This window comes from Halomonas lysinitropha (genome assembly GCF_902500215.1).
Taxonomy (GTDB): domain Bacteria; phylum Pseudomonadota; class Gammaproteobacteria; order Pseudomonadales; family Halomonadaceae; genus Halomonas; species Halomonas lysinitropha.
In genome coordinates this window covers 455,521-473,793 of sequence record NZ_CABVOU010000027.1, presented here as the reverse complement: position 1 = coordinate 473,793, position 18,273 = coordinate 455,521, and the positions used below count along the sequence as shown (strand labels likewise).

General features: G+C 65.2%; 13 protein-coding genes. All 13 read right to left on the bottom strand.

From position 1 onward, the window contains the following. Positions 1–120: 120 nt before the first annotated feature. On the bottom strand, positions 121–2,628 hold the full coding sequence (locus HALO32_RS06695) for a glycosyltransferase family 4 protein (protein ID WP_151442985.1): 2,508 nt from the start codon (positions 2,626–2,628) through the stop codon (positions 121–123). Beyond that, complete coding sequence (locus HALO32_RS06690) at positions 2,625–3,662, bottom strand: glycosyltransferase family 4 protein (RefSeq protein WP_151442984.1); 1,038 nt, start codon at positions 3,660–3,662, stop codon at positions 2,625–2,627. The genes HALO32_RS06695 and HALO32_RS06690 overlap by 4 nt, the downstream gene beginning before the upstream one ends. After that, positions 3,659–5,137, bottom strand: coding sequence for a methyltransferase domain-containing protein (locus HALO32_RS06685; protein WP_151442983.1), 1,479 nt, complete (start codon positions 5,135–5,137; stop codon positions 3,659–3,661). Before HALO32_RS06685 ends, HALO32_RS06690 begins: the two co-directional genes overlap by 4 nt. Next, a complete protein-coding gene (locus HALO32_RS06680) occupies positions 5,118–6,359 on the bottom strand; it encodes an ABC transporter ATP-binding protein (protein ID WP_151442982.1) in 1,242 nt (413 codons plus the stop codon). Before HALO32_RS06680 ends, HALO32_RS06685 begins: the two co-directional genes overlap by 20 nt. Positions 6,360–6,367: 8 nt before the next feature. Further along, complete coding sequence (locus HALO32_RS06675) at positions 6,368–7,174, bottom strand: ABC transporter permease (RefSeq protein ID WP_225809802.1); 807 nt, start codon at positions 7,172–7,174, stop codon at positions 6,368–6,370. Continuing rightward, a complete protein-coding gene (locus tag HALO32_RS06670; RefSeq protein WP_151442980.1) occupies positions 7,174–8,361 on the bottom strand; it encodes a glycosyltransferase family 4 protein in 1,188 nt (395 codons plus the stop codon). Before HALO32_RS06670 ends, HALO32_RS06675 begins: the two co-directional genes overlap by 1 nt. Beyond that, on the bottom strand, positions 8,352–9,539 hold the full coding sequence (locus HALO32_RS06665; RefSeq protein ID WP_151442979.1) for a glycosyltransferase: 1,188 nt from the start codon (positions 9,537–9,539) through the stop codon (positions 8,352–8,354). Before HALO32_RS06665 ends, HALO32_RS06670 begins: the two co-directional genes overlap by 10 nt. Next, positions 9,536–11,008, bottom strand: a complete 1,473-nt coding sequence (locus tag HALO32_RS06660) for a mannose-1-phosphate guanylyltransferase/mannose-6-phosphate isomerase (protein WP_151442978.1) — start codon at positions 11,006–11,008, stop codon at positions 9,536–9,538. The genes HALO32_RS06665 and HALO32_RS06660 overlap by 4 nt, the downstream gene beginning before the upstream one ends. A gap of 116 nt (positions 11,009–11,124) precedes the next feature. Next, positions 11,125–12,498, bottom strand: a complete 1,374-nt coding sequence (locus HALO32_RS06655) for an undecaprenyl-phosphate glucose phosphotransferase (protein WP_225809800.1) — start codon at positions 12,496–12,498, stop codon at positions 11,125–11,127. Positions 12,499–12,500: 2 nt separating this feature from the next. Beyond that, positions 12,501–13,967, bottom strand: a complete 1,467-nt coding sequence (locus HALO32_RS06650; RefSeq protein ID WP_151442977.1) for a TolC family protein — start codon at positions 13,965–13,967, stop codon at positions 12,501–12,503. Between the two features lie 44 nt (positions 13,968–14,011). Next, positions 14,012–15,391 carry an HlyD family type I secretion periplasmic adaptor subunit gene (locus HALO32_RS06645; RefSeq protein ID WP_151442976.1) on the bottom strand — a complete coding sequence of 460 codons (1,380 nt, stop codon included), beginning with the start codon at positions 15,389–15,391 and terminating at the stop codon, positions 14,012–14,014. Next, positions 15,391–17,160, bottom strand: a complete 1,770-nt coding sequence (locus HALO32_RS06640) for a type I secretion system permease/ATPase (RefSeq protein ID WP_151442975.1) — start codon at positions 17,158–17,160, stop codon at positions 15,391–15,393. Before HALO32_RS06640 ends, HALO32_RS06645 begins: the two co-directional genes overlap by 1 nt. A gap of 227 nt (positions 17,161–17,387) precedes the next feature. Continuing rightward, positions 17,388–18,266 (bottom strand): HAD-IIB family hydrolase, encoded by an 879-nt coding sequence (locus HALO32_RS06635; RefSeq protein ID WP_225809799.1) that lies wholly within the window; start codon positions 18,264–18,266, stop codon positions 17,388–17,390. Positions 18,267–18,273 lie beyond the last annotated feature (7 nt).

The window sequence follows — 18,273 nt, the reverse complement described above, 5'->3', positions numbered from 1 at the left end:
ATGCATGCATGATAGAAAACACTGTTAATTTACGCCACAAATTCAGCTTATGCTCAACCATGCTGGTTGGCAACACCTTCCACCTCTGGCGTGCCTCAGCTCGTGGATCTTGTCGCACCATCATTTCGAGAAACGCCCTTGGGTCGGGTCTGGCCGCTTCGGCCGTGCCAAGGCCCTGACAGCGCTTGCCCAATCGAAGTGGGCCTCGGTCTGGCATCGCGCCGCTGACACGCGAGCCTGGCGCTCGACATCGTCGGTGACGAGAAGCTCATGCAGCCGCCGGCTCAACTCCCCCGGCGCAGCCAGCCACACGGCCTCCGGCGCAAAATCCAGGCCGCGGTTGCCGAAGAAGGTCGTGAGCACGGGCACGCCGCTGGCGGTGTAGTCGAGCATCTTGAGGTTGCTGCCGGAACCACCGAGCATGGGATTGAGGGCTATATCGGCCGAGGCCAGCAATACCTTGAGCTCGGCTTCGCTGACAAGGCCGGCCGCTCGCATGTTGACGGGCAGTGCCGGCAGTTGCGGGTGCTGGCAGAGGCTACCGACCAGCACGAAGTCCACCGTCGGGTGGGCTGGGGCCAGGCGTTCGGCGATGAAGCGTGCCGCTGCCAGGTTGGGACCATGCCAGCTGGCGATGAACAGGGCCACGGGCCTTGCCATGCCCAGCCGGCGCTGCCAGGCACGGCGGGTTGGCATGTCGATGAAGGGCAGGCGTTCCAGATCCGCGCAGTTGGGCACCACCACGCCCTTCTCTTGGGGCAGGCCGTAGCGACGGCGAAATACCGCGAGATCCTCCTCGGCACAGGCGATGATCTCGGCGCTGTCGCGGCAGGCGGTCGCCTCTGCCTGCTCGACATCGTCGAGCAGGGTGGCGGCGCGCTGGCGCGTGGCAAGATCATCGCTTGCCAGGGCCGGGGCGAGGATATCGCGCTTGAGCTCGGCCTCGACGTTGTGCGCCTCGTACCACCACGGCGAAGGGCCATGGGCCCGCATGGCGTGCACCAGGTAGGGATGCGCGCAGATCCCCAAAGTCGCCGTCTCCGCGTGCCGCGCGAGGGCCGCCAGGAAGGCGGGATTGTCGACCCAGCCGTGGATGGCGAAGAGATCGTCGAGGGGCGCGCCGAGGGCCTGCGACTGCCGATGCAGGGTCGTGAACTGGGCCGGGGTCAGGGGAATACAGTGCTCCTCCAGCCCCGGGGCGATCCACCGCTGGCGCTCGCTCTCGGCCTGGGTATCGAGACACAGCAGGGTGATGCGCACGCCGGCTTGCCGCGCCAGGTGGCGGTAGAGATGGTAGATGCGATTCTGCCCGCCGCCCCGCGGGGGGGTGACGGCGAAGGTATTGAGCACCAGCCAGTGGCCGGGCCGGCTGACCTGCACCACGGGCAGGTCAGGCGCCGGGCCGAGCAGCCCCTCGGCCACCCGCTGCCAGCTGATGCCCTTGGTGCGCTCGCGGGCTGCCCGGCCCAGCCGCGAGCAATACGCAGGATCGCTCAGCGCCGCGTCCAGCGCCTCGGCCAGGGCCGCTTCCTCGGGCGGTATGCACCAGCCGGTCATGCCATCCTCGACGAATTCCGTGGGGCCGCCGCTGTCGGTGCAGGTGATCACCGGTCTGCCGACGGCCATGGCCTCGAGGGTGATCAGGCCGAGGTCCTCGTCCCGCGGGATGAATGGCACGGCACAAGCGGCGCGGTACTGGTCGACGATCTCGCTGTCGCGGAGAAAGCCCAGAAAGTGAATACGCGGATCCTCGGCGGCCAGCTGCGCCAGCGCGGCCCGCTCGGGCCCGCTGCCGGCGATCCACAGTTCGCCCTTGCCCCGGGTGCGCCGGAAGGCGCGGATCAGCAGGTCGAGGCGCTTGGGGGCCTCCAGGCGGCTGCAGGTGAAGAGCCGGGGAGTGGCCTGCTCCGGCGTGACCGCCTGGGGCGGCGACACGTCGAGGTCCGAGGGGTGAGGCAGCACCTGGACCCGCGCGCCGGCGGGAAAGTAGCCGGGCCGATGCGCAACAGTGGCCGAGATGGCGCTGTAGCGCGTGATGACCTCCGGCGCCATGGCGATACGGTCCAGATGCTGGACGAGCGCCCGGGCCAGCGGCCCGGGAAAGGCCAGCAGCGGAGCCTGCGTCGGGGTAATGTCGGCCGCCAGGGACTCAAAGGCGGCGAACAGCTCGCCTAGATGCTCTCGCCGGGGAGCCGCCGCCAGGAGATCGCGCAGGGTTCGCCAGGCGGGAAGCCCCTCCGCGGCCGCTAGCGCCGGCCGGGCGATCAGCGGATCCGGCCAGCCATCGGCGTCATCGAAGGCGGCGGCATCGGAGAGCTCGGGCCAGGGCCAGGTGTCGTAGAGGCCACGCAGGGGATGCTGGAGATAGAGCCGGTGGTCGGGGTGGCTGACCATCCATGCCGGATACTTGGTGGTGATGACCGCATCGAAGTGGCTGACGTCCAGTTCGCTGAAGCGGCGGTAGCTCGCCATCACCTCGCGCAGGGTACGCTCGGGGCTGGGCAGCTTGATCAGTTCGGCCTGGTGGTCGCTCTCGCGGTTGAGGTGCTGCCAGAGGCCCCACCAGAGCTTCTCGGCGCCACCGATGGTGAACGGCACGGGGCTCGGCGCGATGATGGCAACCTTCATGCCTTCTCCTGGCCGAGCAGCCGCGCCACCACGCTATCCCAGCCGATGCCGTGAGCCTGATAGGCCTCGCGGCCGGCCTGGCCCATCTCGGCAGCAAGGCGGCGGTTGGCCCAGGCGGCGTCGATGGCCTCGGCGACGGCCTCGGGGCTCGGCTCGACCACCCAGCCGGTCTCGTCGTGGCGCACGAACTCCAGCGGGCCGCCGCTATCGGTGCAGGTGATCACCGGCTTGGCGGCGAGCATGGCCTCCAGGGTGATGTAGCCGTAGTCCTCGTCGAAGGGGCCGAAGAAGACGGCCAGGGCGTGGGCGTAGCAGGCGAGTTTCTGGGCCTCGCTGATCTGACCGGTGAGGGTGACCCGGTCCTTGAGATCATGGCGCTCGATGATCGCTTCATAGCGGGCGCGCTGCCCCCCGTCGCCGGCGATCAGGATCTTGGCCGGGCTGCGCAGGTGGCGGGCGGCCTCGATCAGCAGGTCCTGACGCTTCAGGCCTTCCAGGCGACTCGGATAGAAGACGTAGCCCCAGTCCTCGGCGTGGTAGAGGCGCTCGGCCCCGTGAGGGGGATGGTACAGCGGCGTAGCGGCGAGGCCGTTGTGGCTGGCCAGCCGTTCGGCGACACGGGCCGAATTGGCGAACAGCTGGCTGACGCGCCCCAGATGGCGGTTGTCGTAGTCGATCACCGCCTGGCGAAGCTGGCGCAGCGCGGGCGTGGCCTGGTGGTCGTCGAAAAGCTCATAGACGGCGCGATGCTGGTGCATCACCCAGACGGTATGCGCGGGATGGTGGATACCATAGCCGGGAAACTGCAGGCTGATCAGCCGGTCGACGGCCTGGCCGTTGGGCCGGGTCATGTCGAGGGTCTCGCAGTAGGACATCAACCGCTCGACGTCGGCCTCGGGCTGGAAGCGGAACGGCAGGCGCAGCAGTTCTGTGTCGTGGCCGTGCTCGCGCAGGGCGGCCACCAGCCCATGGATATGGTGATCGGCGCCGCCATGCAGGAAAGGGACGTGGTTGGCGGTGACCAGAATCTTCATGCCGCCTCCTCGGTGCGGTCGGCCACCTTGGTGCCGATGATGGCGAAATCCTGGGGGCCGCAGAGATGGCCGTTGACCCGCTCCGTGAGGGGGTCGTCGCCCGGGACCTGTGCCTCCTCGGGGTAGGGGTTGAAGCGACGCACCTGGACATCGCCGTAACCGTGATAGGTGAGCAGGAAGGTCATGGAGGTGGGCGTCAAGGGGTTACGATGCGTCGGGTCATGGTAGAAGGTGTGGCTCCCCACCAGCAGGTTCTCGGGGTTCGGCGTCTCGAGGATGAGCACGCCGCCGGGTGCCAGAGCGCGATGGGCCTCGTCGATCAGCGCATAGAGCACATCGAAGGGCAGGTGCTCGGCGATGTGAAAACCGCTGATCACGGCCTGGCTGTTGTCCGGCGCTTCTCGCAGGGCGCTGACGGCATCCTGGTGGTGGCACGCGAAGCCGGCCTCGCGGCAGTGCTCGACCATGGCGATATTGAGATCGATGCCGGTAGGCTCGAACCCCTCCTCCACCAGCAGTGACAGCCACTCCCCGCGGCCGCAGCCGAGATCGAGGGCCGCGGTTCCCGCCTGGCGCGCCTGATCGAGCTGCACCAGGTAGTGGCGCAGGTGTGCACGAATCTGCGCTTCGCTGCCCCGGCAGGCATCCTCGAAGGCGACATAGTAGGCGTCCAGCAGATCCTGGTGCACATTCGCCGGCTCGATACTGCCCCGCTCGACGGGGGGCAGCTCCAGGGTACGCTCGTAGGCGCGCCGCTGATGCTGGATAGCGCTCCACAGGGCGGCCTGCTCGTCGCGCAGCCGCTGGACGTCCCGCGCGGCGCCTTGCTGCTCGCCGAGAAAGTGGTCGAGGCGACCCAGCTGGCCGTCGACATCGCCCAGCACGGTCGTCATCTGGTCATGCAGCTGGTGCATTCGCGCTTCGGTACGCAGGCTGCGCGCCTCGAGGCGCAGCCGGGAACGCCAGGCAATCTCCCACAGCCGGCAGACCCCCATCACGGGGAGCAGGAGGACCTTGCCGGCCTTCCCCGTGCGCTGCAGGCGCTTGACCGGAACCAGCAGCCCGGCGGGGACGTCGACCCGGATGCCGGCCTGCTCGCGAAAGCGCCGCGACTCGTCGGAGATCAGCATGTTGGCCACCGTGAAGGCTCGCCCTACCCGCGGCAGGCGACGCAGGTAACCGGCCATCCCCTCGGGGTCCGGTTCACGCCCCAGCAGCCGGCGGTAGAGATGCCTGACAAAGGACTCGGCGCCCTGGTCCATCGCCAGGAGTTCGACGAACTGCGGGCGGCGGGCATCGACCAGCGGAAGCCCTTGACACTCGCGGGCGGCCTTGAGCTCGTCGATGAGGCGCTGGTGCCGGAACATCGGCACGGCCTGCACCGTCGATGCGTCGTTACCGGCCTCGGGCAGCTCACGAGCCTCCTGCTTGAGACGCGCCAGGAGGCGGTCAATGTCATCGAATGACGGGGGCATGGGCGCTCCTTGTCGCGTCCTGGGGAATCTCGGGGTCCAGCTCGATCGTCAAGGGCAGGCGACAGATCCCGCCGAAGGGCAGATCGGCAAAGCCCGCCACCTCGAACTGCAGATAGCTGTCGCACCACCAGAAGCAGTCATCGAGATGATGGTCGCTGGAATGTAGCGCCAGGGTCAGGGTGTACTTGCCGGGCGCGATGTCGGCGACGATCTCCAGGCTAACTCGCCGCTGCTCGCCGGCGGCAAGCCGAAGCGGCTGGCCTAGCTGATGGGTATTGACGCCGAAGATGTCCTGGCCGTAGCGGTCGCGAATCATCAGGCCCAGGGTGAGATCATCGAGCGCCTGGTGGGCCAGCAGGTCGAGGCTGACCTTCAGGGTCTCGCCGCTGCCGAGCACGGGCGCACCGCTTCGCTCGCCCAGCGCCTCGCCACGCAGGATCTCGGCCTCACCGCTGCCGTAGACCCCCTGCTGACGAGCGCGATGTCGCCCCTCCTCTTCCTCCGCCTGCCGCGCCATGATGCGGTTGTAGTAATTGACGGCGTCGTCTGCATCGCCGTCGTAGGTCAGCCTGCCGCTCTCCAGCACCATGGCCCGGTCGCAGAGCATCTTCACGGCATTGAGATCATGGGAGACAAACAGGATGGAACCGCCGGCCTCCTTGAACTGGCGTATACGCTTCATGCACTTCTGCTGGAAATAGCCATCCCCCACCGACAGGGCCTCGTCCACCAGGAAGCAGCTGGGATCGGCATGGATGGCCACGGCGAAGCCCAGGCGCATGACCATGCCGGAGGAATACGTTCGCAGCGGTTCGTGAATGTAGTCGCCGAGTTCGGAGAATTCGATGATGGCCTGGCGACGGGACTCGATCTCGGCATGGCTCATGCCCACCATGAGCCCGTTGATGGTGATGTTGTCGTGCCCACTGAGCTCCGGATTGAACCCGGTGCCCAGCTCCAGCAGCCCGGTAACACGACCATCGATATGCATCTCGCCGGCATCCGGCACCAGCACCCCGGTCAGCAGCTTGAGCAGTGTCGACTTGCCGGCACCGTTGCGTCCCAGCACACCCAGCACTTCGCCTTCCCGAACCTCGAAGCTGATGCCTCGGAGGGCATGATGGGGCGTGTGGCGAGCACGACCAGTAACGGCTTCCAGCAGCCTGTCGGCCGGCTTGCTGAACAGCTTGAATGACTTGTGAAGGTCATGAACCCGTATCATGGGATCTCCTAGAAGCTGTCGCGAAGGTCGCGCTCGGTTCGCGCGAGCAGCCAGAACGCCAGGGCCACCAGCGCCAGCGTGGCGAGCAGCAGCCCCCCGAGGCCAGCCAGCGCGGGCATCTGCTGGCGCATGATCAGGTCCCGATAGGCGCCGACGACATGGAACATCGGATTGAGCGAAAGCCAGTCCACCACCCAGGGTGGGAGAATATCGGTGACGTAGACGATGGGAGTGACCCAGAACCACAGCTGGAGACTGACTGCCACCATTTCGCGGATATCCTTGAGGTAGACCGCCAGGATCGCCAGCGTCAAGCCCAAGCCATACAGGAAGGCGCTCTGCAGCGCATAGACGAGTGGCAGGCCAAGCCACCACAGGGAGAATGGGTAGCCGATCATCAGCAGGAAGATGGCGAAGAGCGCCATGCCGATCAGGTGCGTGACCCCTTCGGCCAGCAGTACCGAGAGGGGCAGGGCCTTGAGCGAGAGACGAACCTTGGTGATCAGGTGCCCCTGGGAGACAAAAAGATTGGTGATGCGCTCGAGGCTCTTGGCGAAGACCATCCACGGCAGGATGCCGGCGATCAGATAGATGCTGTACGTGTACTGCTCGATCTCGGCGCCGAAGCCTTCCAGCCTGGCCCCCATGATGCGCGAGAAGACCAGCACGAAGACCAGGATGGTGACCAGCGGGCCGATGATGGTCCAGGCCGTGCCCAGGACCGAGCCCTTGTGGCGGTCGATCAGCTCCTGACGAGCTAGCTGGCGCACCAGTGGCAGGCTGTCGAGGAAGAGACGCGGCACACGACGATTCATCATGACTCCAGAGCGCGATGCAGCGAGGCCTGCAGGGCCTCGGCGGACGCCTGCCAGGTAAAGCGTTCGGCGCGTACTCGCCCCTGCTGGATGCGTGCCTCGTGATTCTCGTCCAGCAGTTGGCGCAGACCGCCGCGAATGGCGGTGATATCACCGGGGGGAACACTGATGGCCGCGGCGCCGCCCACCTCGGCGGTGGCCGTGACGTTGGCGGTAAGTACCGGGGTACCGGCGGCCATGGCCTCGATCACCGGCATGCCGAAGCCCTCGTAACTGGAGACATAGACGAAGCCGCTGGCAAGCGCGTATAGCGCCGGTAGGTCGTCTCCGGGCACATAGCCCAGGCGGCGAACGGTGCCGGCCTCCAGGGCTGAGCGGATCTCCCGACTGAGGGTCTGCTCGCCCCAGCCCTGCATGCCCACCAGCAGCAGTGGCGCGGCACGCTGCTCGTCGCGGGGCAGTTCGGCGAAGGCCTGCATGACCCGGACCAGATTCTTGCGCGGCTCCAGGGTGCCGACGCTCAGCAGGAAGCGCTCAGGCAGTTCATGACGCTGGCGGACCCGGGTGGCATGGGGGGCGTCGGGCACGGCAAAGAAGCGTTCCGATACGCCGGGGGAGACGATATCGATTCGAGAGGCATCGATGCCGTGCAGCGCCTGTAGTTCGTCGGCGGTGAACTGCGAGACCACATTGATGCGGCTGGCATGTGCCAGGCTCTCAGGCAGGTGGCGATTGAAGAACTCGACTCGCTCGCGGGGATGAAACTCGGGATGACGCTCGTGCGAGAGGTCGTGGATGGTCAGCACGCTGGGCCCCTGCCAGGGCAGCAGCACGTAGTTTGGCTCCCAGTAGACGGTATCGCCCTGACGTGCCAGGCGCTGTCCCTGGCGACGCAGACGCTCGCTGCACAGCCAGCGGTAGGCACGCCTCGTCAGGGGGTTGCGCAGGTAGCGTCGCGCCAGTTGCCAGAGCGGGCCGCGCTCGTCAAGGGGCGAGGCACCGAGGGTAGCCGCCTGGGTCGGGGCGGCGAGCAGTGGGTGCCCCGGGTCGAGCGCCTCGAAGCGAGTGCCGGTCACCCCGTCCATGCGCAGCCCGGCATCCAGCAGGGCCAACGTCAGCTCCCGGGTATAGTGGCCGATGCCGGTCAGCGGCGTCAGCAGCGGCTGCAGGTTGACGATCACATGCATGAGAAAGGCTCGTCGCTCGGGCCCAGTTGGAGACAGTCGATCCAGCGCTGCCAGAAACGCGCGATACCGAAACGCTGCGCCTGCGCCAGGCAGGCATCTGGGGAGAATGCCAGGGAGTCAAAGCGCTCAAGGGCACCCAGGAGAGCCGCCGGGGTCTGCTCGTGGAAGAACACGCCGGTTGCCTCGCTCCCCTCGTCTATCACGGTCTCCAGGGAACCGCCTCGCCCATAGGCGATCACCGGTGTGCCGCAGGCCTGAGCCTCCAGCGGCATGATGCCGAAGTCTTCCTCGGCGGCAAACACGAAACCCCTGGCGCGGGCCATCAGACGCTGCAGTTCGCCGTCGGGCCGATATCCGAGCAGTTCGATATTGGGGGCAGCGGCCGCCAACTTTTCCAGGCGTTTGCGCTCGGGGCCATCGCCGACCACCTTGAGGCGGCGGCGACCCTCGTGACCAAAGGCCTCGATGATCAGATCCATGCGTTTATAAGACACCAGCCGGGAGGCCGCCAGATAGTAGTCGTCTCGTGGCTCGGGATTGAAGGTAAACGCATCGAGATCGACGGGAGGATGGATGACCGTGGCATGGCGGCCGTAATACTTGGCGATACGCTTCGACACATTCGCCGAATTGGCGATGAAGGTGTCGACCTGGCTGGCCGTGAAGTGATCCCACTGGCGCAGCCGCCCAAGAACGCGGCGCACGTACCACGCCACCGGCCCGGAAAAGCCAGCATCACGCAGGTAGGCTTCCTTCATGTCCCAGGCATAGCGCACCGGGGTGTGACAGTAGCAGACATGCCACTGGCCGGGATGGGTGATCACCCCCTTGGCCACGCAGTGGCTGGAGGAAACGACCAGATCATAGTCGCTCAGGTCGAACTGCTCGATGGCATGGGGCATCCAGGGCAGCAGATGACGATAGAAGCGCCGAGCCAGAGGCCAGTGCTGCAGGGCACTGGTCACCACGCGGTGACCCGCCAGGCGCCCTCGCTGGCCAGCGGGCAGGAAGTCGACCAGGGTGTAGACATCCGCCGCGGGAAAGGCCTGCAGCAGCGCATCAAGCACCTTCTCGGCGCCCCCCTGCACCACCAGCCAGTCGTGCACGATGGCGATGCGCCGGGAGGCGCCCCAGGCCTGAAGCGCATGCAGGGTTGCGTCGCTGGCAGAAACTGTCATGAGGCCTCGGGGCCGCGGCCGTACACGTCATCGAAGCGCACGATGTCGTCCTCACCGAGATAACTGCCGGTCTGCACCTCGATCAGCTTGAGCGGGATGACGCCGGGGTTCTCCAGGCGATGCACGGTACCCAAGGGAATGTAGGTGGACTCGTCCTCACTGAGGATGAAGCTTCTGAGATGCGCGCTGTCGCCGTGACCGTCGCCCAGGGTCACCTGCGCCGTGCCGGCCACCACGATCCAGTGTTCGGCACGGTGATGGTGCATCTGCAGCGAGAGCTTGGCGCCCGGCTTGACGACGATCTCCTTCACCTGGAAGCCTTCCATCAGCACCATGGTGCGGTAGTGGCCCCAGGGCCGATAGACCTGCGGCAGCGCCTGGCTTTCCTTGCGACCTGCCGTATTGAGGGCCTCGACGATGCCTTTGGTGTCCTGGGCACGGGAGCGGTCGGCTACCAGCACGGCGTCCTCGGTCTCTACCACGATCAGGTCTTCGACACCCAGTGTCGCCACCAGGCGGGAGTGGCTGTGCACCAGGCTGTTGCGGGTGTCATGGAGCATGACATCCCCACGGGTGGCGTTGCCCTGGGCGGCAAGATCGGACTTGAGCTCGAAGATCGCATCCCAGGCGCCGATATCGCTCCAGCCGGGATCCATGGGGACCACCGCGGCGCGACGCGTGTGCTCCATGACGGCATAGTCGATGGACTCGCTGCGACAGGCGGCAAAGGCCTCGGCGTCGAAGCGCATGAAGTCGAGATCCTCTCGACGGCCGGCATAGGCAGCCTGGCAGGCGTGGTGTATATCGGCGGCGTGCGCCTCGAGTTCCTCCAGGTAGCGGTCTGCGCGGAACAGGAAGATGCCGCTGTTCCAGAGGTAATCGCCGCTCTCGAGGTAGGCATGGGCACGGGCGAGATCGGGTTTCTCGACGAAGGCATCGACCCGGTGTCCGGCCGACAGCGGCTGGCCACGGCGAATATAGCCATAACCGGTATGCGGCTTGTCTGGCGTGATCCCGAAGGTGACGAGAAAGCCCTGCTCGGCCAACTCGCGGCTCTGATCCACCGCGGCCTGGAACGCCGGGGCATCGATCATGACATGATCGGCCGGCATGACCAGCAGCAGGGTCGCCGGGTCCTGATTGGCGACCTGACTAGCGGCCAGTGCCACGGCAGGCGCGGTATTGCGCCCGCAGGGTTCCAGCAATATGCGCCACGGTGTCACGCCGGCTTCCTGAAGCTGCTCGGCCACAAGGAAACGATGGGCCTCGTTGCAGACAATCAGGGGATCGTGAACACCACCCAGCCCCGTCAGCCGGAGGGCAGTCTCTTGAAGCAGGCTGTGCTCGGTGGCGTTGAAACGCTGAAACTGCTTGGGATACTGCTCACGCGAGACCGGCCAGAGCCGGGACCCCGAGCCACCGGACAGGATCACGGGCGTTAGCGGTGCATTCCTTGTGAGCGTGGGCAAACTGGCACTCCTTGCCGGGCGGGTGACCCCGGTCGACCATCGGGCGTTGTTCGATGGCGCAGCATAATACCATCTAGACGCGCCAAACGTAGCGTAGCCTTGCCAGAGCACGCCGATCACGGCTGGCGGTTGACGAAGCCACGTGTCACGGTCATCAGCAGGATCTTGAGGTCGAACCCTAGCGACCAGTTGTCGATATAGTAGAGGTCGTATTCCACTCGCTTGCGCATGAGGGCCACATCATCGGTGATTCCCCGCAGACCGTTGACCTGGGCCCAGCCTGTCATGCCGGGCTTGACCCGGTGGCGCTGCATATAGGTCTCAATTTCATCCTTGTAATATTCGTTGTGGTCCATGGCGTGGGGACGCGGGCCCACCAGCGACATGCGGCCTTGCAGCACATTGTAGAGCTGGGGCAGCTCATCCAGGCTGGTGCGACGAAGAAAGGCCCCCAGCGGCGTTATGCGCGGATCTCCCTGGATTGCCTGAGGTGTGCCGGAAGCGTGATGCAGGGTCATGGTGCGGAACTTATAGATCCGGAAACGCTTGCCGTCCAGTCCATGACGATACTGCTTGAACAGCACGGGGCGCCCCATCTGCCAGCGCAACGCCGTGGCGATTCCCAGCATCAGCGGCAGAAAGACCACGAAGAGCGCCAGGCCCAACAGGCGATCCTCCAGGGCCTTGAACAGCCGCATGGCGCCATCCAGCGGCGAGCGGTTGAGGTCCAGGGAGAACATGTCGGCCACCTGGGTCACGCGGTGGTTGAGCAGCCGAACGTCGGTAAGGTCGGGAAAGTAGCGAATATCCACCGGCACCACCATCAGCTCGGCGGAGAGTTGCTTGACCCGGTCACCGCTGGCCAGAGGATAGGTCAGCCAGACTTCGTCAAAGTCGCGGCGGAAGACGCTACGGCTGGCCAGCGCCTTGACCCTGGCCACCAGGTCATCGCTGCCCATGGGTTCATCAATCAGCCGGGCCGCAATCTGATAGCCCAGGTAGGGCATGCTCTCCAACCGATGTTGGATACGCGCCATGTTGGCGGGAGCTCCGATCAGCAGCACCTTCTTGATATTGCGGCCGCGCGAGCGGATGCGCCGGAGATACACATAGAGAAGGGTGCGCAGCAGCAGCCCGGCGGCCAGCACACCGAGAGAGGAGAGCAGCATCCAGGCACGCGAGAAAATGACCGCGCTCTGGGTCGCAACCAGGAAGAGACTGAGCAGGATGATGGTCAGCAGCCACCCCAGGGCGTAGACACCGAGCATGGTGAAAAGGCTACGCCCGCGCCAAGGCTGATAGAGCCCGGAGAGTTCCCCGCAGGCCGGCAACAGCAGGCCACCGGCCAGGATCAGCAGGGGGTATTCCACCCCACTGGCACGATCTATATTCGGCAGAACGGCCAGAAGCAATGATGGCAATATCAGCGCGATGGCCGCATCGAAGCAGCGCATCAAGCGCCGCTGCCAGTCACTGGTGGTGGCTGCCATGATCAGCGCGCTGGATCACCATCTCCGGACTGTGTAATGCGCATCAGCAGGTCCATGCTGCGCTCCAGGTCCTCTCGTCCCAGGTCGCCTACGGCAGACTCCAGGGCTAGCCGATCGAGCACGAAATTGCCCAGGGTGTCGACGAACTGGATACGCTGGTCATACAGGCTGGCGCGTGCATCGAGCACATCCACCAGGTCGCGCAGGCCCAGCTGCTCGCCACGCTCGGCAGCTTCCAGGAAGAGCTCGCTGGATTCGATGGCCTGCCCGAGCGCCTCGAGACGGCGCTCGTTGCCGTCCAACGACCTCAGGCGTTGGCGCACCTCCTGGGCGGCCAGGTTGCGCTGGTTATCCAGCGCCTTCTGGCTGGCGGCAGTGCGAAGCTCGCCCTGGCGCACACTGGCAACGGTATAGCCACCGCGAAAGAGCGGCATGCTCACCTCGACATTGGCACGATAGTCCTCGCTTTCCCGCAGTTCGTCGTCGCTGACGCGATCACTGTAAGAGAGGTTGAGGTTGATCTCCGGGAAATAGCCGCCGCGCCGTACGCTGGTATCCTGATCGTTGATCTTGCGCTCGGCGGCGGCGCGCTGTACGTCGAGGTTCTGAACGATACGCTCGAGCCAGTCCTGGCCGTTGCCGAGATCACCTTCGATATCCACCGCATTCAGGTTACCGAGCCGATGCCCCTCGAAGGCGGGACGCACGCCGGTGAGGCGTTCAAGCTCGCTCAAGGCGTCGTCGAGGTCGTTCTCGGCCTCGACGGTATCGGCGATGCTCTGGTCGAAACGCGACTGAGCCTCGAGCAGATTGATGCGATCACCCACGCCCAGTTCATAGGCACGGTTGGCCTGGCGCACCTGGAGCTCGAGCGACTCCTGCTGGGCCTCGAGCAGACCAAGGGTACGCGAGGCCAGATAGGCGTTGACGTAGGCCTCGCTGACCTTCAGTGCGAGGTCTCGCTCGACCAGGGCCAGGTCGAGCTCGGCGGCACTCACCTGGGCGTCGGCGCGGCCCATGCCACGCCAGCGCTCCAGGCTGAACAGCGGCTGCTCCAGCTGCACCCGCCAGTACTGCTCCTCGATTTCACCAGGACGCGTAGCCTCCTGGTCCAGCCCGAAATCGTCCGGCTCGGTCTGGATATTGGTGGAGTCCTGCCATAGATAGCCGCCGCTGGCCGTCAGCTGCGGCAGCAGCTGGGAGCGAGCCAGCGGCTCTTCCTGCTCGACGGCCTCCAGCTCAAGCCGCTGGCGGGCCAGGTCGGCGTCGTTGTCCAGGGCGCGAGCAAAGAGCCCCGGAAGGGAGGGCAGGTCGACGCTGCTGCTGGCATCGCTCTGTTCCTGGGCCTCGAGCTCGGCCAGGGCCTCTATCGCCGCTTCATCCGCCGGGACATCGTCCTGCGTGGACTGCCCCAGCGCGGGGGTACTGGCAAGCATCAGCAGGAGCGTCAGACGCGCCGGACGCGACATTGCTCTGCTGAATGAGTTGCGATATCCCAATGACCTCTCCCGCATCATTCCTCCCTCATGGCGCGCGCCAGCATGTCGGTGATGGGCTTGGCGATGTAGCTGGCGAAGGTGCGCTCACCGGTCTTGATCAGCACCTCGGCCGGCATGCCGGAAAGGAGCTGCATGCGCTCGTTCATGTCCTTCTCTCCCTCCTCGGTGACGCGAACGCGGGCCTTGTAGTACATCTGGCCGGTGGCCTCATCCTCGAAGCTGTCAGCGCTGACGTGGATCACCTCCCCGGCGATCTCGTTGGTAAGGCGCTGGTTGAATGCCGAGAAACGGATATCGGCATGCTGGCCGATATAGATATTATCGATATCGCGGTTGGGCACTCGCGCCTCGACCACGAAGCCATCTCCCCCCGGCACGATATCCAGGATGGGGTCACCACCGCGAATCACGGCACCCTGAGAGTGTATCTGACGCCCCACCACGGTGCCGGAGACGGGGGCCACGATGGTAGTGCGATTGACCTGGTCGGACAGCGAGGTGATGCGCTCTTCCGCCTCGGCGATCTGTGACTGGGCGTTGCGCAGCTGTTCGCCAACCTCGGACTGGAACTCCTGGCGGCGCACTTCCTTCTGCAGCTGGTTCTCGCTGATCTGCGACTTGAGGCTGGCGATCTGCGAGCGATGCTCGGCGATGCGCCCCTGGTACTCCAGGACCTGACGCTCCAGCTCGCGCAGGCGCTGATTGTCGCCCAGCCCTTCCCGGTACAGCGAACGGAAGTCCTCGGCTTCGGCACGCAGTGAGCTGACGCGACGCTGGTTAATGGAGATCTGGGATTCAAGTCCGTCGATCTGCTCGCGCATCTGGTTGGTCTGCTCGTCCAGTGACTCAAGTGCGCCTTGCATGGACTCGCGACGGGCGACGAACAGACTCTGCTGCACGGCCAGCACCTGCTGCACGCGAGGCCGGTCACTTTCAAGAAGATCCTCGGGAAAGTCGAGCATTTCGGCTTCTCTCTGCTCGGCGAGCAGCCGCACTTCCATGGCACGGTTGATCAGATACTGCGACTTGGCGATATCCAGCTGCGAGCGGGCCTGGGTGTCACTAAGGATCACCAGCGGATCCCCTGCCTGCACCTTGTCACCGTCCTCGACGAGCAACTCTTCCACGATGCCACCCTCGAGGTGCTGTACGGTGCGCTTGAAGGATTCCATGGAAACACTGCCGGGAGCGACCACCGCCACGGCAAGGGAAGCGGTCAGCGCCCAGGTGCCGAAGCCGCCGAAGGCGACCAGCAGAATCACCATGCCCAGGCGACGATAGCCCTTGTCGCTGGTGGGCAGCTTTTCGGCATACTCGCCTTCAAGGGTTTCGGGCTTGCGAGGGGTGACATCGATTTCACCCTGCTGGGACGGCATGTTGCGATCGTCTGCCATTAGCTGGGCTCCTCGGGGGTATCATTCTGCCCGGCCCTGCCACCCTGGATGGCGGATAACCGGGCACTGTTGGACTGACTGACCTGAGCAGGCTTGCGCGCGAACTGAGCCAGCACCTCGTCGCGCGGACCGAACATGCTGACCTGGCCCTCCTTGAGCACCAGCAGCTGGTCCATGTTCTTGAGCACGCTGGTGCGGTGGCTGATCACGAACAGCGTCACACCCTCCGCCTTGAGCTTCTGGATCGCTTCACTGAGATGACGCTCACCGGCCTCGTCCAGGTTGGAGTTGGGCTCGTCCAGGACCACCAGCACAGGGTCGCCATAGAGGGCACGGGCCAGCCCGATGCGCTGGCGCTGACCGCCGGAGAGTGCACCACTGGTCGAGGAGATATAGGTGTCGTAGCCGTTGGGCAGCTCGAGGACCATTTCGTGCACGCCGGCTTTCCTGGCCGCCCTGACCACCTTGTCCGGGTCGACTTCACCAAAGCGCGCGATGTTCTCGCTGATGGTGCCGTCAAAGAGCTCGATATCCTGGGGCAGATAGCCGACATGGGGCCCGAGTTCATCGCGGTTGTAGTGGCTTACCTCGGCGCCATCGAGACGCACGTTGCCCACCTGGGACGGCCAGATGCCCAGCAACACCCGCGCCAGGGTCGACTTGCCGGCGGCACTGGGACCGATGATGCCGACATGTTCGCCGGCTGACACTGCAAAGTTGATGCCGCGGATGGTGGCCATGCGCACCCCCGGAGGCGCCGCGGCCACGGTCTCGACGGACAGGTCCCCTTTCGGCGCCGGCAATGACATGCGGCGATTCTCCTCGGGGATCTGCGTCAGCAGCTCATTGAGGCGACCGTAGGCACCGCGGGCGCCGACGAAACCCTTCCAGCTACCGATCATCTGATCGATAGGCGCCAGGGCACGACCCATGATGATCGAACCGGCGATCATCATGCCGGCCGTCATCTCGGCCTGCAGCACCAGGTAGGCACCCAGGCCAAGGATCATCGACTGGGCAAGCAGTCGCAGCACCTTGGAGGCATTGGTCAGCGCCCCGGCGCGGTCGCTGGCCCGCGACTGCTTGGACAGGAACTCGTGGTGCTTCTCGGACCAACGCCCCATGATGCCGGGCAGCATACCCATGGCATGCAGCACCTCGGCATTGCGCAGGTTGGAGTTGGCGAGGTCCTGAGCCTTGATGTGCTCGCTATTGGCTTCGGCCAGCAGGGTCTTGGTGGCCTTTTCGTTGGCGATAGCCAGAATCAGCAGCACGATGCCGGCGAAGGTAGCGAAGAACCCCAGCCAGGGGTGGAAAAGGAACAGCACACCCAGATAGACCGGCACCCAGGGGGCATCGAAGAAGGCAAACAGGCCATTGCCAGTAAGAAACTGCCGAAGACTGGTCAAGTCGTTGAGCGGCTGGGCACTTTGCTGGCCCTGGGAGACGACACTGCGCCGAAACATGGCGCTGTAGAGGCGCGAATTGATATCGGTATCCAGGCGATTGCCGACGCGCACCAGCATCCGGGAGCGAACGAGTTCCAGCCCACCCATGACCATGAACAGGAACACTACCACCAGGGTGAGCATAACCAGCGTCTCGACACTCTGCGTGGAAAGCACCCGGTCGTAGACCTGCAACATGTACATAGGGGGAACGAGCATCAGCAGGTTGACGAACATGCTGAAGAAACCCACCGAAACGAAGGAACTACGGCACGCCTTGAGGGCGCGCTGCAGATCGGTGGCATCCTGTTGCTTTGCCATGGGGTGAATCACCGTTGATCGAGTAAGGTAGCGAAACCGGGATAAATCAGATGCGGCAGAATAACAGAAGCGCCCCTACCGGGGGTAGGGGCCTTTCGCTGAAGGTCGGTCTGAAAAAGCGCAAGCCCTGTCTTGTCGAGTTTAATGGCGGTCTGTTCGCTTCCTCGGAGCGCGATACTTGTCTTGACATCCTACTCCCCCGATGACCAATCAGCTCCGACGGGCTGCTAGATCGCCGCGGGGTTGTCCAGACTTTGCAGCTGAGCCCACCAGTGGTCCACCCCCTCTGCCCAGCCTTCAGGCCCGCTGGCCTCGCTGCGGTAGAGCGCCGGCTGGTGGGGCGAAACGGCCAAACCGTGACAGCCGCAGATCACCACCGCCTGGTCCACTGCCTCGAGCATGGCGATATCGTTGGGCCCATCGCCCAGCGCCAGTGTCAGCGGCCGCTGACCACGCAGCGCCTCGAATCGCTCGATCAGCCAGTTCACAGCGCTGCCCTTGTGGCAATCCCCGGTAACGTGCCAGAAGCGCCCGCCGCGCACCAGACGCAGGCCGTCGCCCGCCAGCCCTGCGCGGAATGCCTCGAGCCCGGCCTCGTCATCCTGCCAGATCAGCGGCTCGCTCCCCTCACGCATCCGCGCCAGCCTCGCCTGTGGCGCCGACATGCCGGTCAAGGTCATCAGCTCATCGAGGGACATCTCGCTCATGGTGGTGAAGCACGCATCGAGACGCGCTCGCCACACCGCGAGCCGTTGGCGAATGAGGCCAATGTCGACCCCGAGCGAGCGGACCGCCATGCCATCGGCGCCGACGCCGCGGTCCAGGCGAGCATGGCACCAGGCCGATGGCAGTCCGACCACAGCGCCGTTCTCGGCGATGAAGGGAGCCTCGTCGAGACCCAGTTCACGACGCAGTGGCAGTAGCTCGCTGCGCGTCTTGCAAGACACCGGAATCACTGGCACCCCGAGCGCCTTCAATTGGACGAGCCACTGGCGGGCCGGGGCCCAATCATAGCGGTGGTGATCGAGCAGCGAGCCATCCAGGTCGGTGAAGAGCAGGCGCGAACGCCAGGCGGAATCAGGGGGTGAGACTGATGTCGAGGGCATGGCATTT

Excerpts from the sequence above, each read along its gene's own strand:
- HALO32_RS06695 (WP_151442985.1), bottom strand. The coding sequence starts at position 2,628 with ATGAAGGTTGCCATCATCGCGCCGAGCCCCGTGCCGTTCACCATCGGT.
- HALO32_RS06690 (WP_151442984.1), bottom strand. The coding sequence starts at position 3,662 with ATGAAGATTCTGGTCACCGCCAACCACGTCCCTTTCCTGCATGGCGGC.
- HALO32_RS06685 (WP_151442983.1), bottom strand. The coding sequence starts at position 5,137 with ATGCCCCCGTCATTCGATGACATTGACCGCCTCCTGGCGCGTCTCAAG.
- HALO32_RS06680 (WP_151442982.1), bottom strand. The coding sequence starts at position 6,359 with ATGATACGGGTTCATGACCTTCACAAGTCATTCAAGCTGTTCAGCAAG.
- HALO32_RS06675 (WP_225809802.1), bottom strand. The coding sequence starts at position 7,174 with ATGAATCGTCGTGTGCCGCGTCTCTTCCTCGACAGCCTGCCACTGGTG.
- HALO32_RS06670 (WP_151442980.1), bottom strand. The coding sequence starts at position 8,361 with ATGCATGTGATCGTCAACCTGCAGCCGCTGCTGACGCCGCTGACCGGC.
- HALO32_RS06665 (WP_151442979.1), bottom strand. The coding sequence starts at position 9,539 with ATGACAGTTTCTGCCAGCGACGCAACCCTGCATGCGCTTCAGGCCTGG.
- HALO32_RS06655 (WP_225809800.1), bottom strand. The coding sequence starts at position 12,498 with ATGGCAGCCACCACCAGTGACTGGCAGCGGCGCTTGATGCGCTGCTTC.
- HALO32_RS06650 (WP_151442977.1), bottom strand. The coding sequence starts at position 13,967 with ATGTCGCGTCCGGCGCGTCTGACGCTCCTGCTGATGCTTGCCAGTACC.
- HALO32_RS06645 (WP_151442976.1), bottom strand. The coding sequence starts at position 15,391 with ATGGCAGACGATCGCAACATGCCGTCCCAGCAGGGTGAAATCGATGTC.
- HALO32_RS06640 (WP_151442975.1), bottom strand. The coding sequence starts at position 17,160 with ATGGCAAAGCAACAGGATGCCACCGATCTGCAGCGCGCCCTCAAGGCG.
- HALO32_RS06635 (WP_225809799.1), bottom strand. The coding sequence starts at position 18,266 with ATGCCCTCGACATCAGTCTCACCCCCTGATTCCGCCTGGCGTTCGCGC.